This is a genomic window from Massilia yuzhufengensis, from assembly GCF_900112225.1.
Taxonomy (GTDB): domain Bacteria; phylum Pseudomonadota; class Gammaproteobacteria; order Burkholderiales; family Burkholderiaceae_D; genus Telluria; species Telluria yuzhufengensis.
In genome coordinates this window covers 111489-129857 of the sequence record NZ_FOLD01000014.1, presented here as the reverse complement: position 1 = coordinate 129857, position 18369 = coordinate 111489, and the positions used below count along the sequence as shown (strand labels likewise).

16 protein-coding genes and 1 pseudogene are annotated in these 18369 nt (G+C 66.2%); 8 read left to right on the top strand and 9 right to left on the bottom strand.

All coding sequences use genetic code 11. The features are described 5' to 3' along the window. A pseudogene (locus BM031_RS26355) lies at positions 1-269 on the top strand (hypothetical protein); the annotation flags it as partial. Positions 270-391: 122 nt separating this feature from the next. Here BM031_RS26355 and BM031_RS13490 read toward each other — a convergent pair. Both BM031_RS13490 and BM031_RS13485 read right to left on the bottom strand, forming a co-directional pair. After that, positions 392-877, bottom strand: coding sequence for a DUF3016 domain-containing protein (locus tag BM031_RS13490; protein ID WP_091875090.1), 486 nt, complete (start codon positions 875-877; stop codon positions 392-394). Between the two features lie 165 nt (positions 878-1042). Beyond that, positions 1043-1528, bottom strand: a complete 486-nt coding sequence (locus BM031_RS13485; RefSeq protein ID WP_091875089.1) for a DUF3016 domain-containing protein — start codon at positions 1526-1528, stop codon at positions 1043-1045. 158 nt (positions 1529-1686) lie between these two features. On the opposite strand from BM031_RS13485, the gene BM031_RS13480 reads away from it, so the two are divergent. After that, positions 1687-2427: a DNA-formamidopyrimidine glycosylase family protein gene (locus BM031_RS13480; protein WP_091875088.1), complete on the top strand. Its 741-nt coding sequence runs from the start codon at positions 1687-1689 to the stop codon at positions 2425-2427. A 193-nt stretch (positions 2428-2620) separates the two neighbouring features. Next, positions 2621-4126, top strand: a complete 1506-nt coding sequence (locus BM031_RS13475) for an HD domain-containing phosphohydrolase (protein ID WP_091875087.1) — start codon at positions 2621-2623, stop codon at positions 4124-4126. Between the two features lie 163 nt (positions 4127-4289). Here BM031_RS13475 and BM031_RS13470 read toward each other — a convergent pair whose 3' ends face one another. Both BM031_RS13470 and BM031_RS13465 read right to left on the bottom strand, forming a co-directional pair. Beyond that, positions 4290-6230 (bottom strand): GAF domain-containing sensor histidine kinase, encoded by a 1941-nt coding sequence (locus BM031_RS13470; protein WP_091875086.1) that lies wholly within the window; start codon positions 6228-6230, stop codon positions 4290-4292. A 96-nt stretch (positions 6231-6326) separates the two neighbouring features. Continuing rightward, entirely contained in the window at positions 6327-6833 is a 507-nt protein-coding gene (locus tag BM031_RS13465) for a hypothetical protein (protein ID WP_091875085.1), read from the bottom strand. Between the two features lie 574 nt (positions 6834-7407). On the opposite strand from BM031_RS13465, the gene BM031_RS13460 reads away from it, so the two are divergent. Continuing rightward, on the top strand, positions 7408-7788 hold the full coding sequence (locus BM031_RS13460) for a hypothetical protein (RefSeq protein WP_091875084.1): 381 nt from the start codon (positions 7408-7410) through the stop codon (positions 7786-7788). Positions 7789-7920: 132 nt separating this feature from the next. After that, positions 7921-10572: a bifunctional diguanylate cyclase/phosphodiesterase gene (locus tag BM031_RS13455; protein ID WP_091875083.1), complete on the top strand. Its 2652-nt coding sequence runs from the start codon at positions 7921-7923 to the stop codon at positions 10570-10572. A 158-nt stretch (positions 10573-10730) separates the two neighbouring features. Here the strand turns inward: BM031_RS13455 and BM031_RS13450 are convergent, their stop codons facing one another. Further along, entirely contained in the window at positions 10731-11654 is a 924-nt protein-coding gene (locus BM031_RS13450; protein WP_091875082.1) for a LysR family transcriptional regulator, read from the bottom strand. Between the two features lie 116 nt (positions 11655-11770). Here BM031_RS13450 and BM031_RS13445 point away from each other — a divergent pair, with 116 nt between their 5' ends. Beyond that, positions 11771-12163, top strand: a complete 393-nt coding sequence (locus BM031_RS13445) for a RidA family protein (RefSeq protein ID WP_091875081.1) — start codon at positions 11771-11773, stop codon at positions 12161-12163. On the opposite strand, the gene BM031_RS13440 is transcribed toward BM031_RS13445, so the two are convergent. Then, positions 12135-12632, bottom strand: a complete 498-nt coding sequence (locus BM031_RS13440; protein ID WP_091875080.1) for a hypothetical protein — start codon at positions 12630-12632, stop codon at positions 12135-12137. The genes BM031_RS13445 and BM031_RS13440 overlap by 29 nt on opposite strands. Before the next feature lie 164 nt (positions 12633-12796). Between BM031_RS13440 and BM031_RS13435 the strand changes: the two genes are divergently transcribed. Then, on the top strand, positions 12797-14602 hold the full coding sequence (locus BM031_RS13435) for an ABC transporter ATP-binding protein/permease (RefSeq protein WP_091875079.1): 1806 nt from the start codon (positions 12797-12799) through the stop codon (positions 14600-14602). Between the two features lie 199 nt (positions 14603-14801). Here the strand turns inward: BM031_RS13435 and BM031_RS13430 are convergent, their stop codons facing one another. Together BM031_RS13430 and BM031_RS13425 are read right to left on the bottom strand one after the other, a co-directional pair. After that, complete coding sequence (locus BM031_RS13430; RefSeq protein ID WP_143084583.1) at positions 14802-15545, bottom strand: hypothetical protein; 744 nt, start codon at positions 15543-15545, stop codon at positions 14802-14804. 73 nt (positions 15546-15618) lie between these two features. Continuing rightward, the gene (locus BM031_RS13425; protein WP_091875077.1) at positions 15619-16896 is read right to left on the bottom strand and encodes a TonB family protein; all 1278 of its coding nucleotides are present in this window, start codon (positions 16894-16896) and stop codon (positions 15619-15621) included. Positions 16897-17029: 133 nt separating this feature from the next. On the opposite strand from BM031_RS13425, the gene BM031_RS13420 reads away from it, so the two are divergent. Further along, positions 17030-17548, top strand: coding sequence for a hypothetical protein (locus BM031_RS13420; RefSeq protein WP_091875076.1), 519 nt, complete (start codon positions 17030-17032; stop codon positions 17546-17548). A gap of 3 nt (positions 17549-17551) precedes the next feature. Here BM031_RS13420 and queC read toward each other — a convergent pair whose 3' ends face one another. Beyond that, on the bottom strand, positions 17552-18262 hold the full coding sequence (gene queC, locus BM031_RS13415; protein ID WP_091875075.1) for a 7-cyano-7-deazaguanine synthase QueC: 711 nt from the start codon (positions 18260-18262) through the stop codon (positions 17552-17554). Positions 18263-18369: the final 107 nt, after the last annotated feature.

Here is an 18369-nt window from a genome sequence, read left to right as displayed (position 1 = left end):
TGTTCTTTAAGTGGATCAAACAGCATTTGAAGATCAAGTCGTTCCTGGGCCGCTCGGAAAATGCAGTCAGAATCCAGATCCTGACTGCCCTGATCACTTACTTGCTCGTGGCTCTGCTGCACCATTCAAGGCAAGCCACCAACTCGCTGTGGGACTTTCTCTGCCTGATCAGCGCCACCCTTTTCCAACGTCCTGACGCGGAAGCCGCTGCTGTCCGAAGGCGACGAGAATGGCAGACGCACGCCAAAAATCAGGGGTGCCTATTCTGATGAAGAGGTCAACAGAATTATTCCGGACAGCAGTGCGCCTGCGCGGGAACGACGGAGCTTATTGAAACTTATACAGTGCTGTTAAGGCCAAGCAGGCTGCATTTGAAGCTTGGCGCAATCGATCACGAAGCCTTCTGCAAAATGGTCTTGTTAAACCACTCCTCGATCATCCGCTTTTCATAACGCAGCCGCTCGCCATCGGTCATGCGGTTGGAGCGGTTCAGGTACATCATGTCGGACAGCTTGGCTTCGCCTTTCGACACCACCTGGCCGTTGGCGCTCAGGGTGTAGCGCAGGGTCATCATCGGCCAGTCCGCGCCGCCATTCAGGATGCGCAGGTCGCGTCCGGCGCGGCCGGGGACTTCGCGGCCGGCGAGGTCGATTTCAGTCACGTCCACCGCCAGGTCCTGTCCCGCTGGCAGCTTCTTGCCGAGCTCGCCGAAGTAGGCCGCGAGATCGTCCAGTACTTCCTTGCGCTCCCATGGTGCGAACGGCAGGTCCGCAAATTTCTCGGACTCGACATAATTGACGGTCACGCCCGCCGAAGCGGCGCCGGCGCCCAGCGCGAGCAGGCCTGCGAAGGCTGCTTTGCCAATGAACGATTTCATTGCTATCCCTTTCAAGTGTGCGGACTGATTCATGATCTGAATATACGCCCTTTGGGCCCGCTTTCCAGTGGTCCCCTTGTCGAAGTTTTGTATCCAAATGTTAGACAACAGGCGAAAAAAAGCGGCGCCATGCTGCGCCGCTTTCTTATCGCCAGGCTGGCCGGCCTATTTCTGCAGGATGGTCTTCTTGAACCAGCTTTCGATCATCCGCTTTTCATAGCGCAGGCTGTCGTTTTCCATGGAAAGCTTGGTCGGGCGCGACAGGTAGCCGGCATCCTTGAGCTGGGCGGTGCCGGTATTGAGCACCTGGCCGTTGGCGCTGACCGTGTAGCGCAGCTCGATGTACGGCCAATCGTTGATGCCCTGGCGGATGCGGATGTCGCCGCCGGCGCGCTGGCCCTGGGCTTCGGTGCCGGCCAGGTCGATTTCGAGGATGTCGAGGGTCAGGTCCTGGCCGGCCGGCAAGTCCTTGCCCAGCTTTTCGAAGTACTTGCCCAACTCGCGCAGCACCTGCTCGCGCTCCCAGTCGCCGCCCGGAAGGTCGACGAAGCGCTCCGGATTTACATAATTCACGACCACACCCGCCGAGGCGGTACCGGCGCCCAGCGCAAACATGGCGGCAAGGGCCGCTTTGCCAATCGAGGATTTCATCGGTCTCCCTATATTGTTCCAGATTTACCCATCGTGGAATATACGCCATTTGCGCGTACCGTCCACTATCGCTTTTGTCAGGTTGTATTGATCTACGTTAGGCCCCGCACAGGCCGGTTCCCCGGCCCGGCCGACAATGGCCGCAAGGAGATCGCACCGTGCCAGAAGGTCCATCGCTATATATTTTGAAGGAACTGGTTACCGATTTTGCCGGCCAGCAGATCGTGCGCGCCGACGGCAACGTCCGCGCCTTCGATCCGGCGCGCCTGGTCGGCCAGCCGATCACCAGCATCCGCACCTGGGGCAAGCACCTGCTGATCGACACGCCGGAAATGGTGTTGCGGGTGCATTTCCTGCTGTTCGGCACCTACCGGGTCAATGAAGGACGCGAAGGAAAAATACCGCGCCTGTCGATCGAGACCGATGGCGGCGACGTGCTGAACCTGTACGCCTGCGCGATCCGCGAGCTCGACCGGGCCGAGTACGAGGCCTACGATTTCAGCGCCGACGTCATGTCGGACACCTGGGACCCGAAAAAGGCGCGCAAGAAGCTGCGCGCCAACCCCGACATGCTGGCCTGCGACGCCCTGCTCGACCAGGATATCTTTTCCGGGGTCGGCAATATCATCAAGAATGAAGTGCTGTTCCGCATCCGCGTGCATCCGCTGTCGACGGTCGGCGCCCTGCCGGCCCCGAAACTGCGCGCGCTGGTCGACGAGGCGCGTCAATACAGCTTCGATTTCCTGGAATGGAAGCGCCAGCACGTGCTCAAGCAGCACTGGCTGGTCCACGCCAAGCGCACCTGCCCGCGCTGCGACATCCCCTACCTCAAGGCCAATCTCGGCCGCAGCAACCGGCGCAGCTTCTACTGCGAACGCTGCCAGAAACGCTATACCTGAGTGCGTTTTTCCCGCGTTTCTTTACCTATTGCTCATAGCCTGCTGTTCTGTGACATCGTTAACCAACACTTTTAATGTTGCCTGTTGTTAATGGCAGATTGCCGTACTACAATCGATTTGGCGTGCGGCATTAATTAGCAGTTTTCCGCCCATCGAGTTTGCGAACGATCAACCCAAGGTAACGGTTAACCTCATGTCCTTTTTGTCTTCCGCTACGCCAAAGCTGGCTCCATGGAAAGTCCTGCTTGTCGACGACGAGCCGGATATCCATGACATCACCAAGCTGACCCTGTCGCGCTTCCGCCTTGACGGCCGGGCGCTGAGCTTCGTGCACGCGTACAGCGGCGCGGAGGCCAAGGAAGTGCTGGCGCGCGAGAAGGACATCGCGCTGGTTTTCCTCGACGTCGTGATGGAGCGCGAAGACAGCGGCCTGGAAGTGGCGCGCTGGATGCGCCAGGACCTGGACAACCAGTTCACCCGCATCGTGCTGCGCACCGGCCAGCCGGGCCAGGCCCCGGAAGAGCGCGTGATCGTCGACTACGACATCAACGACTACAAGGAAAAGACCGAGCTCGATCGCACCAAGCTGTTCACGACCACCTTTGCCGCGCTGCGCGCCTACCGCGACATCATGAAGGTCGAGGAAGCGCGCCGCGTGCAGCACACCTACCGCGAAGGCCTGGAGCGCGTGATCGCCGCCTCGGCCCATATTTTCCAGCAGCGTAACCTGAAGGATTTCGCCAATGGCCTGCTGCAGCAGGTGGTGGCGCTGCTGCGCCTGGAGCAAAGCATGCTGCTGCGCCTGAAGGGCGCCAGCGTGATCACCGGCGAGAGCCAGTACGAAGTGCTGGCCCAGATCGGCGAGCTTGGCGGCGACGAGATCGGCCCGGAACTGGTGGCCAAGCTCGACGACGCCCGCCACAACCGCATCTCGCGCCTGCACGGCGACACCTACGTCGGCTACTTCCCGAACAGCAGCGGCAAGGCATCGCTGCTGGTGCTCAAGGGCGTGGAAGAGATCGCGGAGATCGACGCCCAGCTGCTCGAGGTGTTCTGTTCGGGCGTGGCGATCGCCTTCGATAACATCCTGCTGAACCAGGAAATCACCGATACCCAGGCCGAGCTGATCCTGCGCCTGGGCGACGTGGTGGAATCGCGTTCGCACGAAGCGGGCAACCACGTGCGCCGCATGTCGCAGGTGTGCTACCTGCTGGCGCAGGCTTCCGGCATGCCGGAAGACGAAACCGCCACCCTGATGCACGCCGCCCCGATGCACGACGTCGGCAAGATCGCCACCCCCGACGCCGTGCTGCTCAAGCCGGGCCGCCTGAACGAGGAAGAGTGGGAGATCATGAAGCAGCACCCGACCGTGGGCCTGCAGATCCTCGATGGCTCCCAGCGCCCGATCCTGAAGGCCGCCGCCGTGATCGCCCACCAGCACCACGAGAAATTCGATGGCTCCGGCTATCCGCAGGGCCTCAAGGGCGAAGCAATCCACCCGTACGCGCGCATCGTGGCGGTGGCCGACGTGTTCGACGCGTTGAGCCACAAGCGCTGCTACAAGGATGCGTGGCCGGCGGAGAAGGTAACGGAGCACCTGCGCGAAGTGGCGGGGCACCACCTGGATCCGAAGTATGTGGATTTGTTAATCAAGAATATGGACAAGGCGCTGGCGATCAATGACCAGTGGCCGGATTGATCGTTAGCCTCAAGACCGTCGTCCCGGCGCAGGCCGGGACCCAATTTCGTCGCGCTCCACTAGCGCAACCGTAGTCAGTACGCACGCAAAATTGGCCGGTACGACGGATCAGCGGGTGCGGGTGAACTGAGGCGCGATCGAAACGCCCCGTCCACCCCTCACATCATTTTTTCCGCGACTGCGGAAACCGCAACTGGTACCGCAACCCCTGCCCCGGCGCGCTCTCGACCTTCACGCTCCCGCCCAGCGGTCCGGTCACCAGGTTGTACAGGATGTGCGCTCCCAGCCCGCTGCCGCCCGTACCACGCTTGGTGGTGAAGAACGGATCGAACAGCTTGTCCAGCGTCTGCGCATCCATGCCCGCGCCGTCGTCGGCGTAGTCGAACACCACGTCCTCGCCCTCCCGCGCCACCTTGATCGCGATGCGGCCCGGCTGCTCGTGCTCGAAGCCGTGCACCAGCGAATTCACGACCATGTTGGTGACGATCTGCGACACCGCGCCCGGGAAGCTGTCGAGCACCAGGTCTTTCGGGCAGTCGACTTCCACCTTCACCGGGCGGCCCTTGAGCTTGGGCTGCAGCGACAGCAGCACCTCATTGAGGTAGGTGCACAGGTTGAAGTTGCGGATATCGTCCGAGGACTGGTCCACCGCCACCTGCTTGAAGCTGCGTACCAGGCTTGCCGCGCGCTGGGTATTGGTGGTCATGATGCGCAGCGACTGGTCGACGATGTCGAGGAAGGATGCCAGGCTGTCTTCGGTCATGCTGCCTTCCGCCAGCTCCTCGCGCGTGAGCTTGAGTTCCTGCACCAGGTGGCTGGTCGCGGTCACGCAGATGCCCAGCGGGGTGTTGATCTCGTGCGCGACGCCGGCCACCAGGCGGCCGAGCGAGGCCAGCTTTTCCTGGCGCACCAGTTCCGACTGCGCTTCCTGCAGCTTGTGCAGCGCTTCGTTCAGGGCCGCGTTCTGCGCTTCCAGGGTTTCCTTGGTCTTGCGGATCTTGCGGTCGGCCTGCATGCGCGCCAGCGCCACGGCGACGTGGCTGGCCATGAAGGCCAGCAGGTCGAGGTCGGCCTTGGTGTAGAGAATGGACGGGTCGTAGCTCTGCACGACCAGCACGCCGTAGGGCTGCTCGTGCACCAGCATCGGCGCGCCCATCCAGCTGGCGATGCCGGTGTTCCCCAGCGGCTCCTGCACCAGGCCGTTGGCCACCAGGTGGCCGAAGCTGGTGGCGTCGTGGAGCTGCGCCTGCTTGCTCGACAACACATAGGAACACATCGCCATCCCGAGCGGGAAGCGTTTTACCGGCGCCTCGCGGTCCTTCTCGTCCACGAAATAGGGAATGCTGATTTCACGGGTGTCGGGGTGGTACAGGCCGATCAGGAAGTTCTTCGCCACCATCAGCTCGCCGATGATGCGGTGCAGGCTGGCGCTGAGCGTCCCGGTGTCGAGCGCCTGCGCCGACAGGTTGGCGATCTGGTACAGCGCGTGCTGCACCTGCTCGGCGCGGCTGCGCTCGGACACCTCATGCGCCAGCGCGGCAGTGCGCTCCTCCACCGCGCGCTCGAGCCGGTCCATGCTCTGCAGGCCCTGCAGCGCGTTCGACACATGCATCGCGATCTGCGAGAACAGCGCCTGGTCTTCCTCGCTGTAGGTGATGTTCTTGGTATAGCTCTGGATGACGATGGCGCCCAGCGCCTGCTGGTGGCGGTCCAGAAGCGGCGCGCCCATCCAGTGTTCGGCCGCGCTGCCGTGGCCCCACTGCATGCCTTCGCGCTCGCGCGCCTTGAAGTCGTCGGCCGTGATCATCAGGCGCTGGCGGTTTACCACCACCCAGGACGTGGGCGACTGCTCCGGCGCGGCCAGCGGCACGCGCTGGCCCGGGGCCGGCACTTCGTCGTCGGTCTCGTCGACGAAGTAAGGGAAGCGGATGGTCCCGTCTTCGCGGTCGCACAGCGCCACATAGAAGTTGGCCGCATACATGATGCGGCCGAGCGCGCGGTGCACCGCGCCGATGAAATCGGTAATGTCGCTGCAGGTGGTCGACAGCTGCCCGATTTCGAGCAGCATCGACTGGACCGCTTCCAGCCGGTCAAGACGTTCCATTGCTTCCCCAAAGTAATAAATGCATAGGGGAAATACTAACAGCTCGGACGCGCCAGCCGAAGCGCAATGTAGGCCAGGTGTGGCTTTTGGCGCGGTTTACGCGCGCGGGGCGCGGAAGCCGCTCTCGATCCAGGCGGTGGCGCTGGCCTGCGTGAGCTTGAAGCTGGCCGGCACCCGCACCCGGGCCAGCTGCTCGCTCATCTCGTCGGTGGCGGCCAGCATGCCGTAGGGGTCGTCGTCTTCCGGCACGATGTCGAGCGTGACCTTCAGGTTGCCATGCGCTTCGGTCCACACCATCAGGTTCTTGTGCAGGATGGCGTGCAGGTGCTGCTCGTGGCGGCGGATGACTTCGGAGGCCGTCTTGACCAGGGTATTGAAGGCGTTGACATCGAGCGGCTTCGGGTTTTTCTTGTCGCGGCCCATGGTCCAGGGGCCGACCAGGGCCGGTTCCGGCTCGCCGTCCTTGATCATGGCCACGGCCCAGCCTTCGTCGTCCTCGTTCTTGATGACGCGCGCGGTCCAGCCGTTGCCCTGCCACAGGCGGGGTTCCTGGACCGGGCCGGCTTCGGCGCCGTCTTCGTCGTGATCGATATGGTCGTTCATGGTCGTGCTTCCTTGTGCATCAAAGCAGCGATCATAGAGGAAAGCGGGCGCATGAAGAAGCCCGCACGCATGCGCGGGCCAGGAAAACGGGCGCAGCGGGCGTCAAGCGAAGCGCCAGGCGGGCGGCGCGGGCGGCCGCAGGGGCGGGCCGGCCGGGACATGGCGTGGATCGATGGCGGGAATCGGTGTTTCCCGGTTAAACGGATTGATGATGATCGGCGGAATGCTTGGCGGCGCCGATGGCGGTCCCTTGGGACCACTGTTGGCCAACACAGGTTGCAGAGCGGCCAGGTGGTCCCCAGGTTTCTGGATGACAGCGTGCATAGGATCCCCCTGTTACAGAGCAGGCTGTCAGTATAGGAAACGATGGGTTGATTGCAAGGCCAAATCGACCACGTTCGTTTCCTCATGGCTGCATCTGATTTGCACGTCAAGCGCTCCCTTTTATCGCCCTTGCGCGCGTCCCGGCGCGCGAAAATTGCAGCCTGTCGCAAAGCCATGGCCCGTGCAGACGTGCGCGCTTACAGTTCGTTCATCCAAACGCAATCCACCACACCACCTGATGAGGAACGCCATGAAAAAGTACGCCCCATACATCATCCTTTTCCTGTTCGCCCTGCTGCTGTGGGAGGTCGCCACCGACGTCGGCTACATGAATTTCCACATCGACGGCGAGGAATTCGACGGGCCGCTGGGCGCCCTGCTGGCGCTGCTGTTCGCGGGCGGCGGCACCATCATCGCGGGCTTCGTGCTGCTGGTGGTGGGCGTGGTCCTGGCGGTGGTGTTCGCCGGCCTGGGCGTGCTGCTGCTGGGAGCGCTGATCGTGGCGGCGGTCGCGGTGGCGCTGGCGATCTCGCCGCTGCTGCTGCCGTTGCTGGTGCCGCTGGCGATCATCTGGTACCTGGCCAGCCGCAACCGCAACCGCAAGGCCCACGCGGTCCATCCGGCCGCCTGACCCACGCGTTTTCACCTCCCTCGACGGCCGGGCTTGCCCGGCCGTTTTGCATGGCAACGCAGCGGGCGCTGCGCATGCCGCAGCGCATGTAGAATCGCAGCGTGGTCATTTTGTAAATGCCGACGCGGAAACATGCAAGCACCTAATCCCTCCGGGCTGCGGCCCGTCCGTCCCTACCCGCGCGCGCGGCTCGTGATCGTCACGGCCGGGCTGATCGCGGCGCTCGGCATGGTCACCGCGTCGATGCTCTACGCCAGCTACGAGGACGCGCTGCGCGAGCAGCAGGTCACCTTGCGCAACGTGGCGATCGTGTTTGCCGCCCAGACCACCGGCGTGGCCCAGGCCATCGACGGCGCCACCCAGCGCACCGCCACCCTCTACCGCGCCCGGGGCGCGGGCGTGCTGACGCCCGGCTTCCTGGAAGAACACGCCGGACCGGCCCGGCCCTACCTGGCGCGGATGGCCCTGTTCGATGCCGCCGGCCGCCTGGCCGCCAGCGTGGCGCCGGGCGACATGGCGCGCAGCCTGCCCGCCCTGGCCGCACCTGCCGCCGTGAGCGCCGGTGCCGGCGCGGCTTCGATCGCCATCACGATCTCGAACGTCGACCGCGCGACCGGCCACGGCATCCTGAACTTCATGCGCCCGGTGTTCGACACCGGCGGCCAGTATGCGGGCGCGGTGCTGGCGCAGGTCGACTCGGCGCGCCTGGAGCGCCTGTACCGGTCGGTCGAACTGGGCCCCGGCGGCTCGGTCACCCTGCTCCACCGCGACGGCACCATGCTGATCCGCGGCCCCGGCTACCCGGCCGGCATCGGCGAGTCCTTCGCCGATACCCCGCTGTTTCGCGAGCAGCTGCCGCGCGCCAGCCGCGGCGCCTTCGAGGCCGCCAGCCCGGTCGACGGCGTGCTGCGCCTGTACGGCTACGACACCGTCGAAGGCTATCCGCTGGTGATCATCACCGGCATGAACCGCGACGTGGCGCTGGATTCCTGGTACGGCAGGATGTGGAGCGCGCTGGTGTCCTGGCTGCTGCTGGCGGGGGCGCTGTCCTTCCTGGCCTGGCGCGTGGCGCGCGACACGCGCCGCCAGTTCCGCCTGATCGACCTGGTGTCGGCCAGCGAAGCGCGGCTGGTCAAGCGCTTCGACTATCTGGCCTCGATCATGAACGCGGTCGGCACGCCGATCTGGGTGCTCGACGACGAGCGCCGCATCGTGCTGGCCAACGAGGCCTTCGCGCGCCTGGTCGGCCGCCCGCTCGACGCCCTGCCCGGCCTGGAAGAGCGCAGCGTCTTCGATGGCGCCGACCAGGACCGCGAGCGCCGCTACGCCGCCGTGCTGGATCATGGCGCCAGCCTGGACGCGGCCGGCGCCATGCGCGACGGCAGCGGCGAGACCCGCACCGTCATCCAGCTGACCAGCCGCCTCACCGCCGAAGACGGCAAGGCCCACCTGGTCAACGTCCTCACCGACATCACCGAGCGCGAACGCGCCGAAGCGCGGCTGGCCTGGCTGACCGAGTTCGACCCGATCACCAAGCTGCCCAACCAGCTCCAGTTCTGGCGCCTGCTGGAAGCGCGCATCGCGGGCAGCGGCGGCCAGGAACTGGCGGTGATCGCGCTGGTGCTCGAACGCCTGCACGAGATCGTCGACCTGCTCGGCCACGACGCCGGCGACCGCGCACTGCGCGACATCGGGGAGCTGCTGCGCCGCGCCAGTGGCGAGCAGGTGGCGGTGGCGCGCATCCGCGGCGCCGAATTCGCCTTCCTGCTCGACGGCGCCGCCGGCCGGCAGGCCGTGGAGCGCTTCGCGATGCAGGTGCACGCGCTGATGGCGGCGCCTTTGAGCGTGGATGGGCGCGACTTCTTCCTCGATCCGGTGCTCGGCATCGCGCTCTACCCGCAGGACGGCCGCAACGCCGACGAGCTGCACCGCAGCGCCCAGGGCGCCTGCACCCGCGCCGGCGCCGACATGGACGACGCCATCCACTTCTTCTCCAGCGGCATGCACACCGGCCTGGGCCAGCGCCTCACCATCGAGGCCCACCTGCGCCGCGCCCTCGAACATGGCGAATTGCGCCTGGTGTACCAGCCCAAGGTGACGGTGCAGGAGCAGGCCGTGATCGGCTTCGAGGCCCTGCTGCGCTGGGACAATCCGGCGCTGGGCGCAGTGTCGCCGGCGCAGTTCGTGCCGATCGCCGAGCGCAGCGGCCTGATCGTCCCGATCGGCGCCTGGGTGCTGGAAGAGGCTTGCCGCCAGATGGGCGAGTGGTCGGCGCAGCTGGGGCGGCCGGTGAAGGTGGCGGTGAACCTGTCGCCGCGCCAGCTGTACCAGAAGTCCCTGCTCGACACCATCCGCCGCTGCCTGGCGCAATACCAGGTGCCGCGCGGCTCGCTGGAACTGGAGATCACCGAAACCGCCCTGATGAGCCGGGAAGAAGAAGTGGACGTCCTGATGCACGACATCCGCGCCCTCGGGGTGGACCTGGCGATCGACGATTTCGGCACCGGCTATTCCAGCCTGGCCTACCTGAAGCGCTTCCCGGTCTCGCGCCTGAAGGTCGACCGCGCCTTCGTGCGCGACATCGACCGCGACGAGGACAGCGCCGCGATCGCGCTGTCGATCGTCAACCTGGCGCGCGGGCTGAAATTGAAGGTGGTGGCGGAAGGCGTGGAAACCGAGGCGCAGCTGGCGGTGCTGCGCGGGATGGCGTGCGACGAGTACCAGGGGTTTTTATTCAGCCGGCCGCTGGAGCGGGGGGATGTGTTGCCGCTGCTGGGTCGTTAGCCGTGAAACCGTCGCCCCGGCGAAGGCCGGGGCCCAATTTCGTTGAGCAGCCGTTGAGCATGCAAACTTGGACGGAACAATGCCGGTGGCATTGTTCCGGCCCGCGCGGGAAGTCGTGGGCGCCAGTGGCGCGTACGACGAGGTAATGGACTGGCGTGTCACTCATCGGTACGCGTTTTTCCCACCACCGGCGCATGCACCGCCATCAACTCCACCACCCACTCGATAAACACCCGCAGCTGCTTGCTCACATACCGGTTCGGCGGATACGCCAGGTACATCGGCATCGGGTCGATCCGCCAATCCGCGAACAGCCGCACCAGCGCCCCGCTGGCCACGTGCGCCTTCGCCATGTAGTCCGGCAGCCACAGCGCCCCCAGTCCCGCCAGCCCCGCCGTCAGGTAGGCATTGCCATCATCGATCGCCAGCACGTAACGCCCCTGGAGCTTGACGCTCTCGCCATCCCGGTGCATGGCATACGGCAGCCCGTTGGCCCAGCGGTAGCGCACGATGCGGTGCTGCGGATCGCCCAAGTCGCCCGGGTGCGCCGGCGTGCCGGCCTGCGCCAGGTAGGCCGGCGCCGCATACACGCCCAGCTGCAGGTCGCCCACATGGCGCGCCACCAGCGACTGGTCCTTCACTTCGCCGCCGCGCACCACGCAGTCGACGTTCTCGCCGATCAGGTCGACCTTGCGGTCGCTGGCGCCCAGGTCGAATTGGATGTCCGGGTAGCGCGCATGGAACGCGGGCAGCGCCGGCACCAGCAGGATATTGGCGAAGGGACTGGGCACGTCCACCCGCAGCAGGCCGCGCGGCGCGGGGGAGGCGCCGGGCAGGTTGTTCTCGATGTCGTCCAGTTCCGCCAGCAGGCGCACCACGCGCTCGTAATACACGGCGCCGTCGGCCGTGACATTGACCTTGCGCGTCGTGCGGTTGAGCAGCTTGATGCGCAGGTGCGCCTCCAGCTGCTGCACCAGCTGGGTGATCGTGGTGCGGCTCATGCCGAGGGTGTCGGCCGCCTTGGTAAAGCTGCCCGCCTCGACCACCCGGACGAATGCGCGCATGCCGTCGAACCTGTCCACTGTGTGCTCCCCAATAATTATCTGGATTATACAAACAGTGTTGAGTCGATTCTCCTGTTTATCTACACAGTTCGAAAAGCTACAGTGCAGGAATCAACCAACCGAAGGAGTAAGCAATGAACCAGCGCGATGTCGTTTTCCCGGCCGGCCGCCAAGCCCTGTATGAGCAGAACCGCTATTCGCCGGCGGTGCGCGCGGGCGGGTTTCTATTTGTGTCGGGACAGGTGGGCAGCCGCGAGGATGGGACGCCGGAGCCAGGGGTGGACGCGCAGGTGCGGCGCGCCTTCGGGAACCTGGACGCGGTGCTGGCCGCCGCCGGCTGCAGCTTCGCCGACGTGGTCGACGTGACGATCTTCATCGTCGACCCGGAGCGCCACTTCGAGCGGATCTGGGAAGTGGCGCGCGACTACTGGGGCGAAGCGCCCTACCCCAACGCCACGGTGGTCGGGGTGACCTGGCTGTATGGCTTCCAGTTCGAGATCAAGGCCGTGGCCAGGATTCCCGGCTGACCCGGTCCGGCCGCGTCGCCAGCGCCACGATGGCCGAACCCGCGGCCACCACCAGCGCGTCCTCGATCAGGCCACTGCGGGTCTGGCCCATCTTGGCCATGGCTTCCTTGCGGCCGGCCAGCGTCAGGTAGGCCAGCGGCACGGCGGTGGCGACGGCAACCGCCGCACCGGCTTTTTCGCGGCCGCGCGGGGCCAGCGCCGCACCGGCGATGCCGGCGCTCATGACGCGCGCCAGCAGGCCGAGGAAGACGGTGCGGTCGGGCGCCGTCTTCATCTTGTCGCCATACAGCTCGCCCAGGCCCATGGCCATGGCGCCGTACTTGAACAAGGGGCGGTCCAGCAGCACCAGCTGGCCGCTGGTGTGGCGGCCACTGGCACGCGCCATCGCGAGGGTGGCCATGGGCGTCATGGAGCGGGCGCTGGCGACGGCGCCGATCAGGATCGAGGAAAGCAGGCTGCGGTTATTCATGGTGGGGAAATCCTGTAGGAATGGGGACGAACCCAGCCTAATTGACAAAGCGCCATCGTGTCGCCACGCAGGTAAGTTCGCGCTATGTCCGTTTCCGCACCGAACTACTGCATGACCAGACGTATGCTGGGGCCAAGCATTACCGCTGTTTATCGAGAACCACCATGCCTATCACCGCCAGCAAGCAGCCCGACACCACCGAATCCCCGGCGGCCCCCAAGAACCGACGCCGGCCACCCCTGTCGCTGGCGGCCTGGAAGCAGTTCGTGAATGTGGCCAAGCCCTACTGGCTCGAGGAAGAACGCAAGAAAGCGTGGTTCCTGCTCTCGCTGCTGATCGTGCTGATGCTGGTCGAGACCAAGTTCGCCGTCATGCTCAACGACCAGGCCGGCGAGATGACCTCGGCGCTGGCCGGCAAGGACGGCGGCCGTTTCTGGACCTCGGTACGGGCCTGCCTGATGATCCTGGCGGTGGCGATTCCGGTCTACGCCTTCTACTACTACATGCGCGACCTGTTCGCCAACCACTGGCGGCGCTGGCTCACCGGCCGCTTCCTCGACAGCTACCTGAAGGGCCGCAAGTACTACGAGCTGGGCGCCACCAGCGAGATCGACAACCCCGACCAGCGCATCAGCGAAGACATCAACACCTTCACCGGGCGGTCGATCCACTTCCTGCTGATCTTCCTCGGCTCCATCATGCAGCTGGTGGCCTTCAGCGCGGTGCTGTGGACCATCTCGCACACGCTGGTGGCGGTGCTGGCGGTGTACGCGCTGGTGGGCACCGTGGTCGCGCTTTACGTCTTCGGCAACCCGCTGATCCGTATGAATTTCTGGCAGCTGCGGCTGGAGGCGGATTTCCGTTTCAGCCTGATGCGCCTGCGCGAAAACGCCGAATCGATCGCCTTCTACCGCGGCGAGGCGCAGGAGCGCGCCCACATCGACAGCAAGTTCACGAAAGTGATCCAGAATTTCGCGGGGCTGATCAAGAAGCAGCGCTCGCTCAACCTGTTCCAGCGCACCTTCAGCCAGCTTACCCTGGTGCTGCCCTTCGTGATCCTGGCCCAGGGCGTGCTGTCGGGACAGCTCGAAGTGGGCCGCGCCGTGCAGGCGGCCGGCGCCTTCACCGCGGTGCTCGGCGCGGTGGGCGTGATCGTCGATAATTTCGAAAGCCTGAGCCGCTTCGTGGCCGGCATCGACCGCCTGCAGGCCTTGTCGCGGCTGGTACTGCCGGACGTGGAGACGAAGCAGGTCGCCGACAGCAAACACCCGCGCATCGAACGCCGCCCCGGCGCGCGCCTGGCGCTGGACGCCCTCACCCTGCACCCGCCGCAATCCGACCGGGTGCTGATCAAGGAACTGAGCCTGGCCCTGGCGCCGGGCGACGCCCTGCTCATCACCGGCGACAGCGGCTGCGGCAAAAGCTCGCTGCTGCGCGCCATCGCGGGCCTGTGGCACACCGGCAGCGGCACCATCGAGCACCCGCCGGCGGAAGACTTCTTCTTCCTGCCCCAGCAACCCTACCTGCAGACCGGCACCCTGCGCAGCCAGCTGATCTACCCCAGCACCGCCTGCGGCCTGGGCGACGAGCAGCTATTGGAAATCCTGGAGCAAGTCCACCTGCCGCGCCTGGCCGGCCAGATTGGCGGCCTGGACGCCGTGCAGGACTGGGAAAAGCTGCTCTCGGTCGGCGAGCAGCAGCGCCTGGCCTTCGCCCGCGTGCTGGTGCACGCCCCGGCCATCGTCATCCTCGACGAAGCCACCAGCGCCCTCGACAGCGGCAACGAAGCCTCGCTCTACGCCCGCCTGCGCGCCGGCGGCACCACCCTGATCAGCATCGCCCACCGCCCCGCCGTCCTGCGCCACCACACCCACGTGCTGCACCTGACCGGCGACGGCGCCTGGGAGCTGCACGACGCCGGCAGCTTCCACTTCGACGCCCCCGCCACCCCCTTGCGCAGAGTGAGCTAACACCAACTTCACAACTTCGCAACTTCGGGGTCAGGTCTGACATTTGGACACGAACCCAGCCGTTACCTCGCTTTTAACGGTTAGTACTGTCGAGCTCGTGTCCGATTGTCAGACCTGACCCCGAAGGTGCTTTTAACGGTTAGTACTGTCGAGCTCGTGTCCGATTGTCAGACCTGACCCCGAAGGTGATTACGGGAGATTATTGGCTGGCGAATACCTGGCCCAGCGAGCGGGCCTCAGGCGCATAGGCTTGCATCCCCCAGCCTGCGCCGGCCACCACCAGCGTGGTCAGGATGAACGGGATCAGCGTGCGTTTCAGCGCGGCGACCATCCAGTGGCGCGGGTCGAGCACCCGCAGGCGCCGGTACAGGCCGGCGGCCAGCAGGGCGTCCACCAGGATCTCGGCGAACAGGATCGGCGCCGACCAGACCACGAACAGCGACGACAGCACGATACCCAGGGCGATCAGGACGAGCGCCAGCGGAATCGCGCCCTCGTCGGCGTGCCCGATGACCGCCAATGGCTTCTCGGCGATGGCCTCGATGCCGGCGCCGTCCGGGGCGAAGTCGACGTTGCCGCTGGCGCCGCCGCCGTCGAAGCTGCCGCCACCGCCGGCGAAGTCGCTCGCGCCGCTGCCCCCGCCGCCGCCATCGGAGCCGGCGGAGGCCGGAATGTCGAGGTAATCCGCCGTGCGCGTGTGCAGCCATAGCCACAGCAGCAGCAGGAACACGATATAGGCCACCCCCATCGCCAGCACGTAGCGCAGCGCCATCACCTCGATTCCGCCGGCGAGCAGCGCCACCGACGCGCCGAAGCCGGCCAGCCCGGTGATCGTCACCAGGATGAACATCTGGATGCGCGGGAAGCTTTCCCTCAGCAGGCGCGCGCGCATGCCTTGCACGGCCATGGCGCGGGTAAATGGGCGGGGTACGGGATGGGGCATGGGTGTCCGGTTGCTTGTACTTTGAGGAGCAAGCACTGTAGCGTCAAATTTCCTGTCTGTACTTACGCCATCCTTAGAGGCGCGGCGGCAGTTCGGGACGCGCGGCGCAGGCCTGGGCGCGCAGCTCCCAGGGGGCGCCCGGCGCCGGCCGCAGCTGCACATACTTCACGATCGCATCGCAGTCGCCCAGCTCCGCCCCCTGCCGGAACACCGCCAGCGCCAGCTCGTCGTCGCCGCGCTGTTCCAGCACCAGGCCGTAGCGGTAGTAGGCGGGGGGAAGGCGCGACTGCATGGCCTTCTGGTACAGGCTCGCCGCTCCTTCCGGGTCGGCGGCGCCGCCACGGCCCGCGTCGAGCAGCATGCCCAGTGCAAGTTCCGCCCGGCCCTCGCTGCGCCCGAGCGCCCTGCGGTAGTACGCGGCTGCCTGTGCGTCGTCCTGCACGTTGCCCAGGCCCAGTTCGAAGCTGCGGCCCAGGTAGTAGAGGCCTGGCGGGTAGTCCTGCGCCGCGGCCCGCGCCAGCCAGGCCGCCGCCAGCGCGCGGTCCTCGTCCAGAACGGCGCGCTGCATCCCCTGCATACCGAGCCGCAGCTGCGCGGCCGCCAGCCCGCCCGTGGCCGATTTCGTCAGCCAGTACAAGGCCTTGTCGGGGTCCGGCTCACCGGCGCTGCCGTGCTGGTAAGCCCATGCCAGGTTGGCCTGCGCCCAGCGGTGGTCCTGCGCGGCCGCTTTCGCGTACCAGGCCACCGCCTGCCGCTGGTCGCGCGGCACGCCGGCGCCACGGTTGTACAGCACCCCGAGGTTGTTCTGCGCCCAGGCGTTACCACCCTGCGCCGCCCGCAGGTACCAGCTTGCCGCCTGCGCCAGGTCGGCCTTCACGTAGGTGCCGTGCTGGTACCAGGTGCCGAGCAGGTTCTGCGCGGCGGGATCGCCCTCGGCCGCCAGCTTGCTGGTGCGCGCGAACAGTTGCCGGTCCTGCCCCGGCGGCCTGGCCGCTTCGCCCGGCACCCACACATACTGCGTCTTGAGCCAGCCGGTCGGCGCCTGGCCGGTGGCCAGCACCGCGTGGAATACACAGCGGCGGATGCCTGCCAGCGCCGCCTCGTCCAGGTCGGCCCTGCCGCTGGAGACGGCCACGCGGGCGTCGCTGACCATGCCTGCTGCGCCAACCTGCACCTCCACCGTCGTCTTGCCCGCGGCGCGCTGGGACAGCGCGCCGGCAGGCCAGGCCGGACGGGGGCAGGCGTTCAGGTCATACACCATAACCTCCTGCGGATACGGGATACGGGCAGCGAGGGCATGGGCAGGCAGGACGGACGCGGCGGCGGCCAGCAACAGGAAGGCGGGGCTCATCCCCAGAATGTACGCCCCCGCACGCGCCGACAAATGCGCGGATTGTCACGCTCTGGCGACCGAATGTGAGCTTCTGCGCATTTTCAGGCCCCATTTCTTGGCATGATGGCGTTTTCCAGCCCTGGGAGACAGCATGAAGCGACCAACCCGACGCATCCTCGCCAGCCTGGCCCTGGCTTGCGCCGCCCATCCCGGCGCCGGCCTGGCCTGCGCCATCGTCGCCCCCGAAGACCAGCCGCGCCTGCGCCTGGAGCGTATCGAGCGCACCAAGGCGCAAGCCGCCGCCCTGCGCGACGAGGCCGACCTGGTCTTCATCGGAAAAATGACGCAGCTGAGCTTCCAGCGCGAGACCGTCAAGAACGAGGAGGGGCGCGAGATCGTCCTGCAAAAGCACCTGGCCAGCTTCGACTTCGTCGACAACATCAAGGGCAGCTACGCCAAGGGGCAGACGCTCGAATACACGGTCAACAAGAACCGCGTCACGATCAGCTGCGAAGCCATCTTCCGCGACAACCTCCCGGGCGAGAACGGCGCCGGCGAGCGTTACCTGGTGTACGCGCGCGACGGGCAGATCCTGCGCACCAGCCACATTCCGTGGCACCCCCAGGTGCTGGGCGCGTACCAGGAAGCCGCGCACCTGCGCGGCCAGTAGGACTCAGGCAGCCTTGCGCGCCACGTACTGCTCGTAGCCGCGCGCCCGCAGCGCGCAGGCCGGGCAGCTGCCGCAGCCGTGGCCCCAGGGGTGGGCGGCGCCGCGCTCGCCCAGGTAGCAAGTGTGGGTGTCAAAGCGGATCAGGTCCACCAGCGCGTCGCCGCCGGCCTGCTGCGCCAGTTCCCAGGTCTGGGCCTTGTCGATCCACATCAGGGGCGTCTCGACTTTCAGGCGCGTCGCCATACCGAGGTTCAGTGCCACTTGCAGCGCCTTCATGGTGTCGTCGCGGCAGTCCGGGTAGCCCGAGAAATCGGTCTCGCACATGCCGCCCACCAGCACCGTGAGGCCGCGGCGGTAGGCCACGGTGGCCGCCACCGTCATGAACAGCAGGTTCCGGCCCGGCACGAAGGTGTTCGGCAAGCCGTTGGCCTGCATCGCGATTTCCACGTTGCTGGTCAGCGCCGTATCCGAGATCTTCGCGATCAGGGACAGGTCGATCATGTGGTCCTCGCCCAGGCGCGCATCCCATTCCGGGTTCAGTGCCCGCATTTTCGACAGCACGGTGGGGCGCACTTCGAGCTCGATCGCATGGCGCTGGCCGTAGTCGAAGCCGATGGTTTCCACGCGCGCGTAGCGCTGCAGCGCCCAGGCGAGGCAAGTGGTGGAGTCCTGGCCGCCGCTGAAGAGGACGAGCGCGGTGTCGAGTGATTGCATGGTGATGGTCCGGAAAAAAGAGGGGCGCGCAGGCGCCGGGCAAACGCCGAATTCTGGCACAAAATCGCGCCCGGAGTACACCCGCGCCCTGCGCACGGATGGGCTGG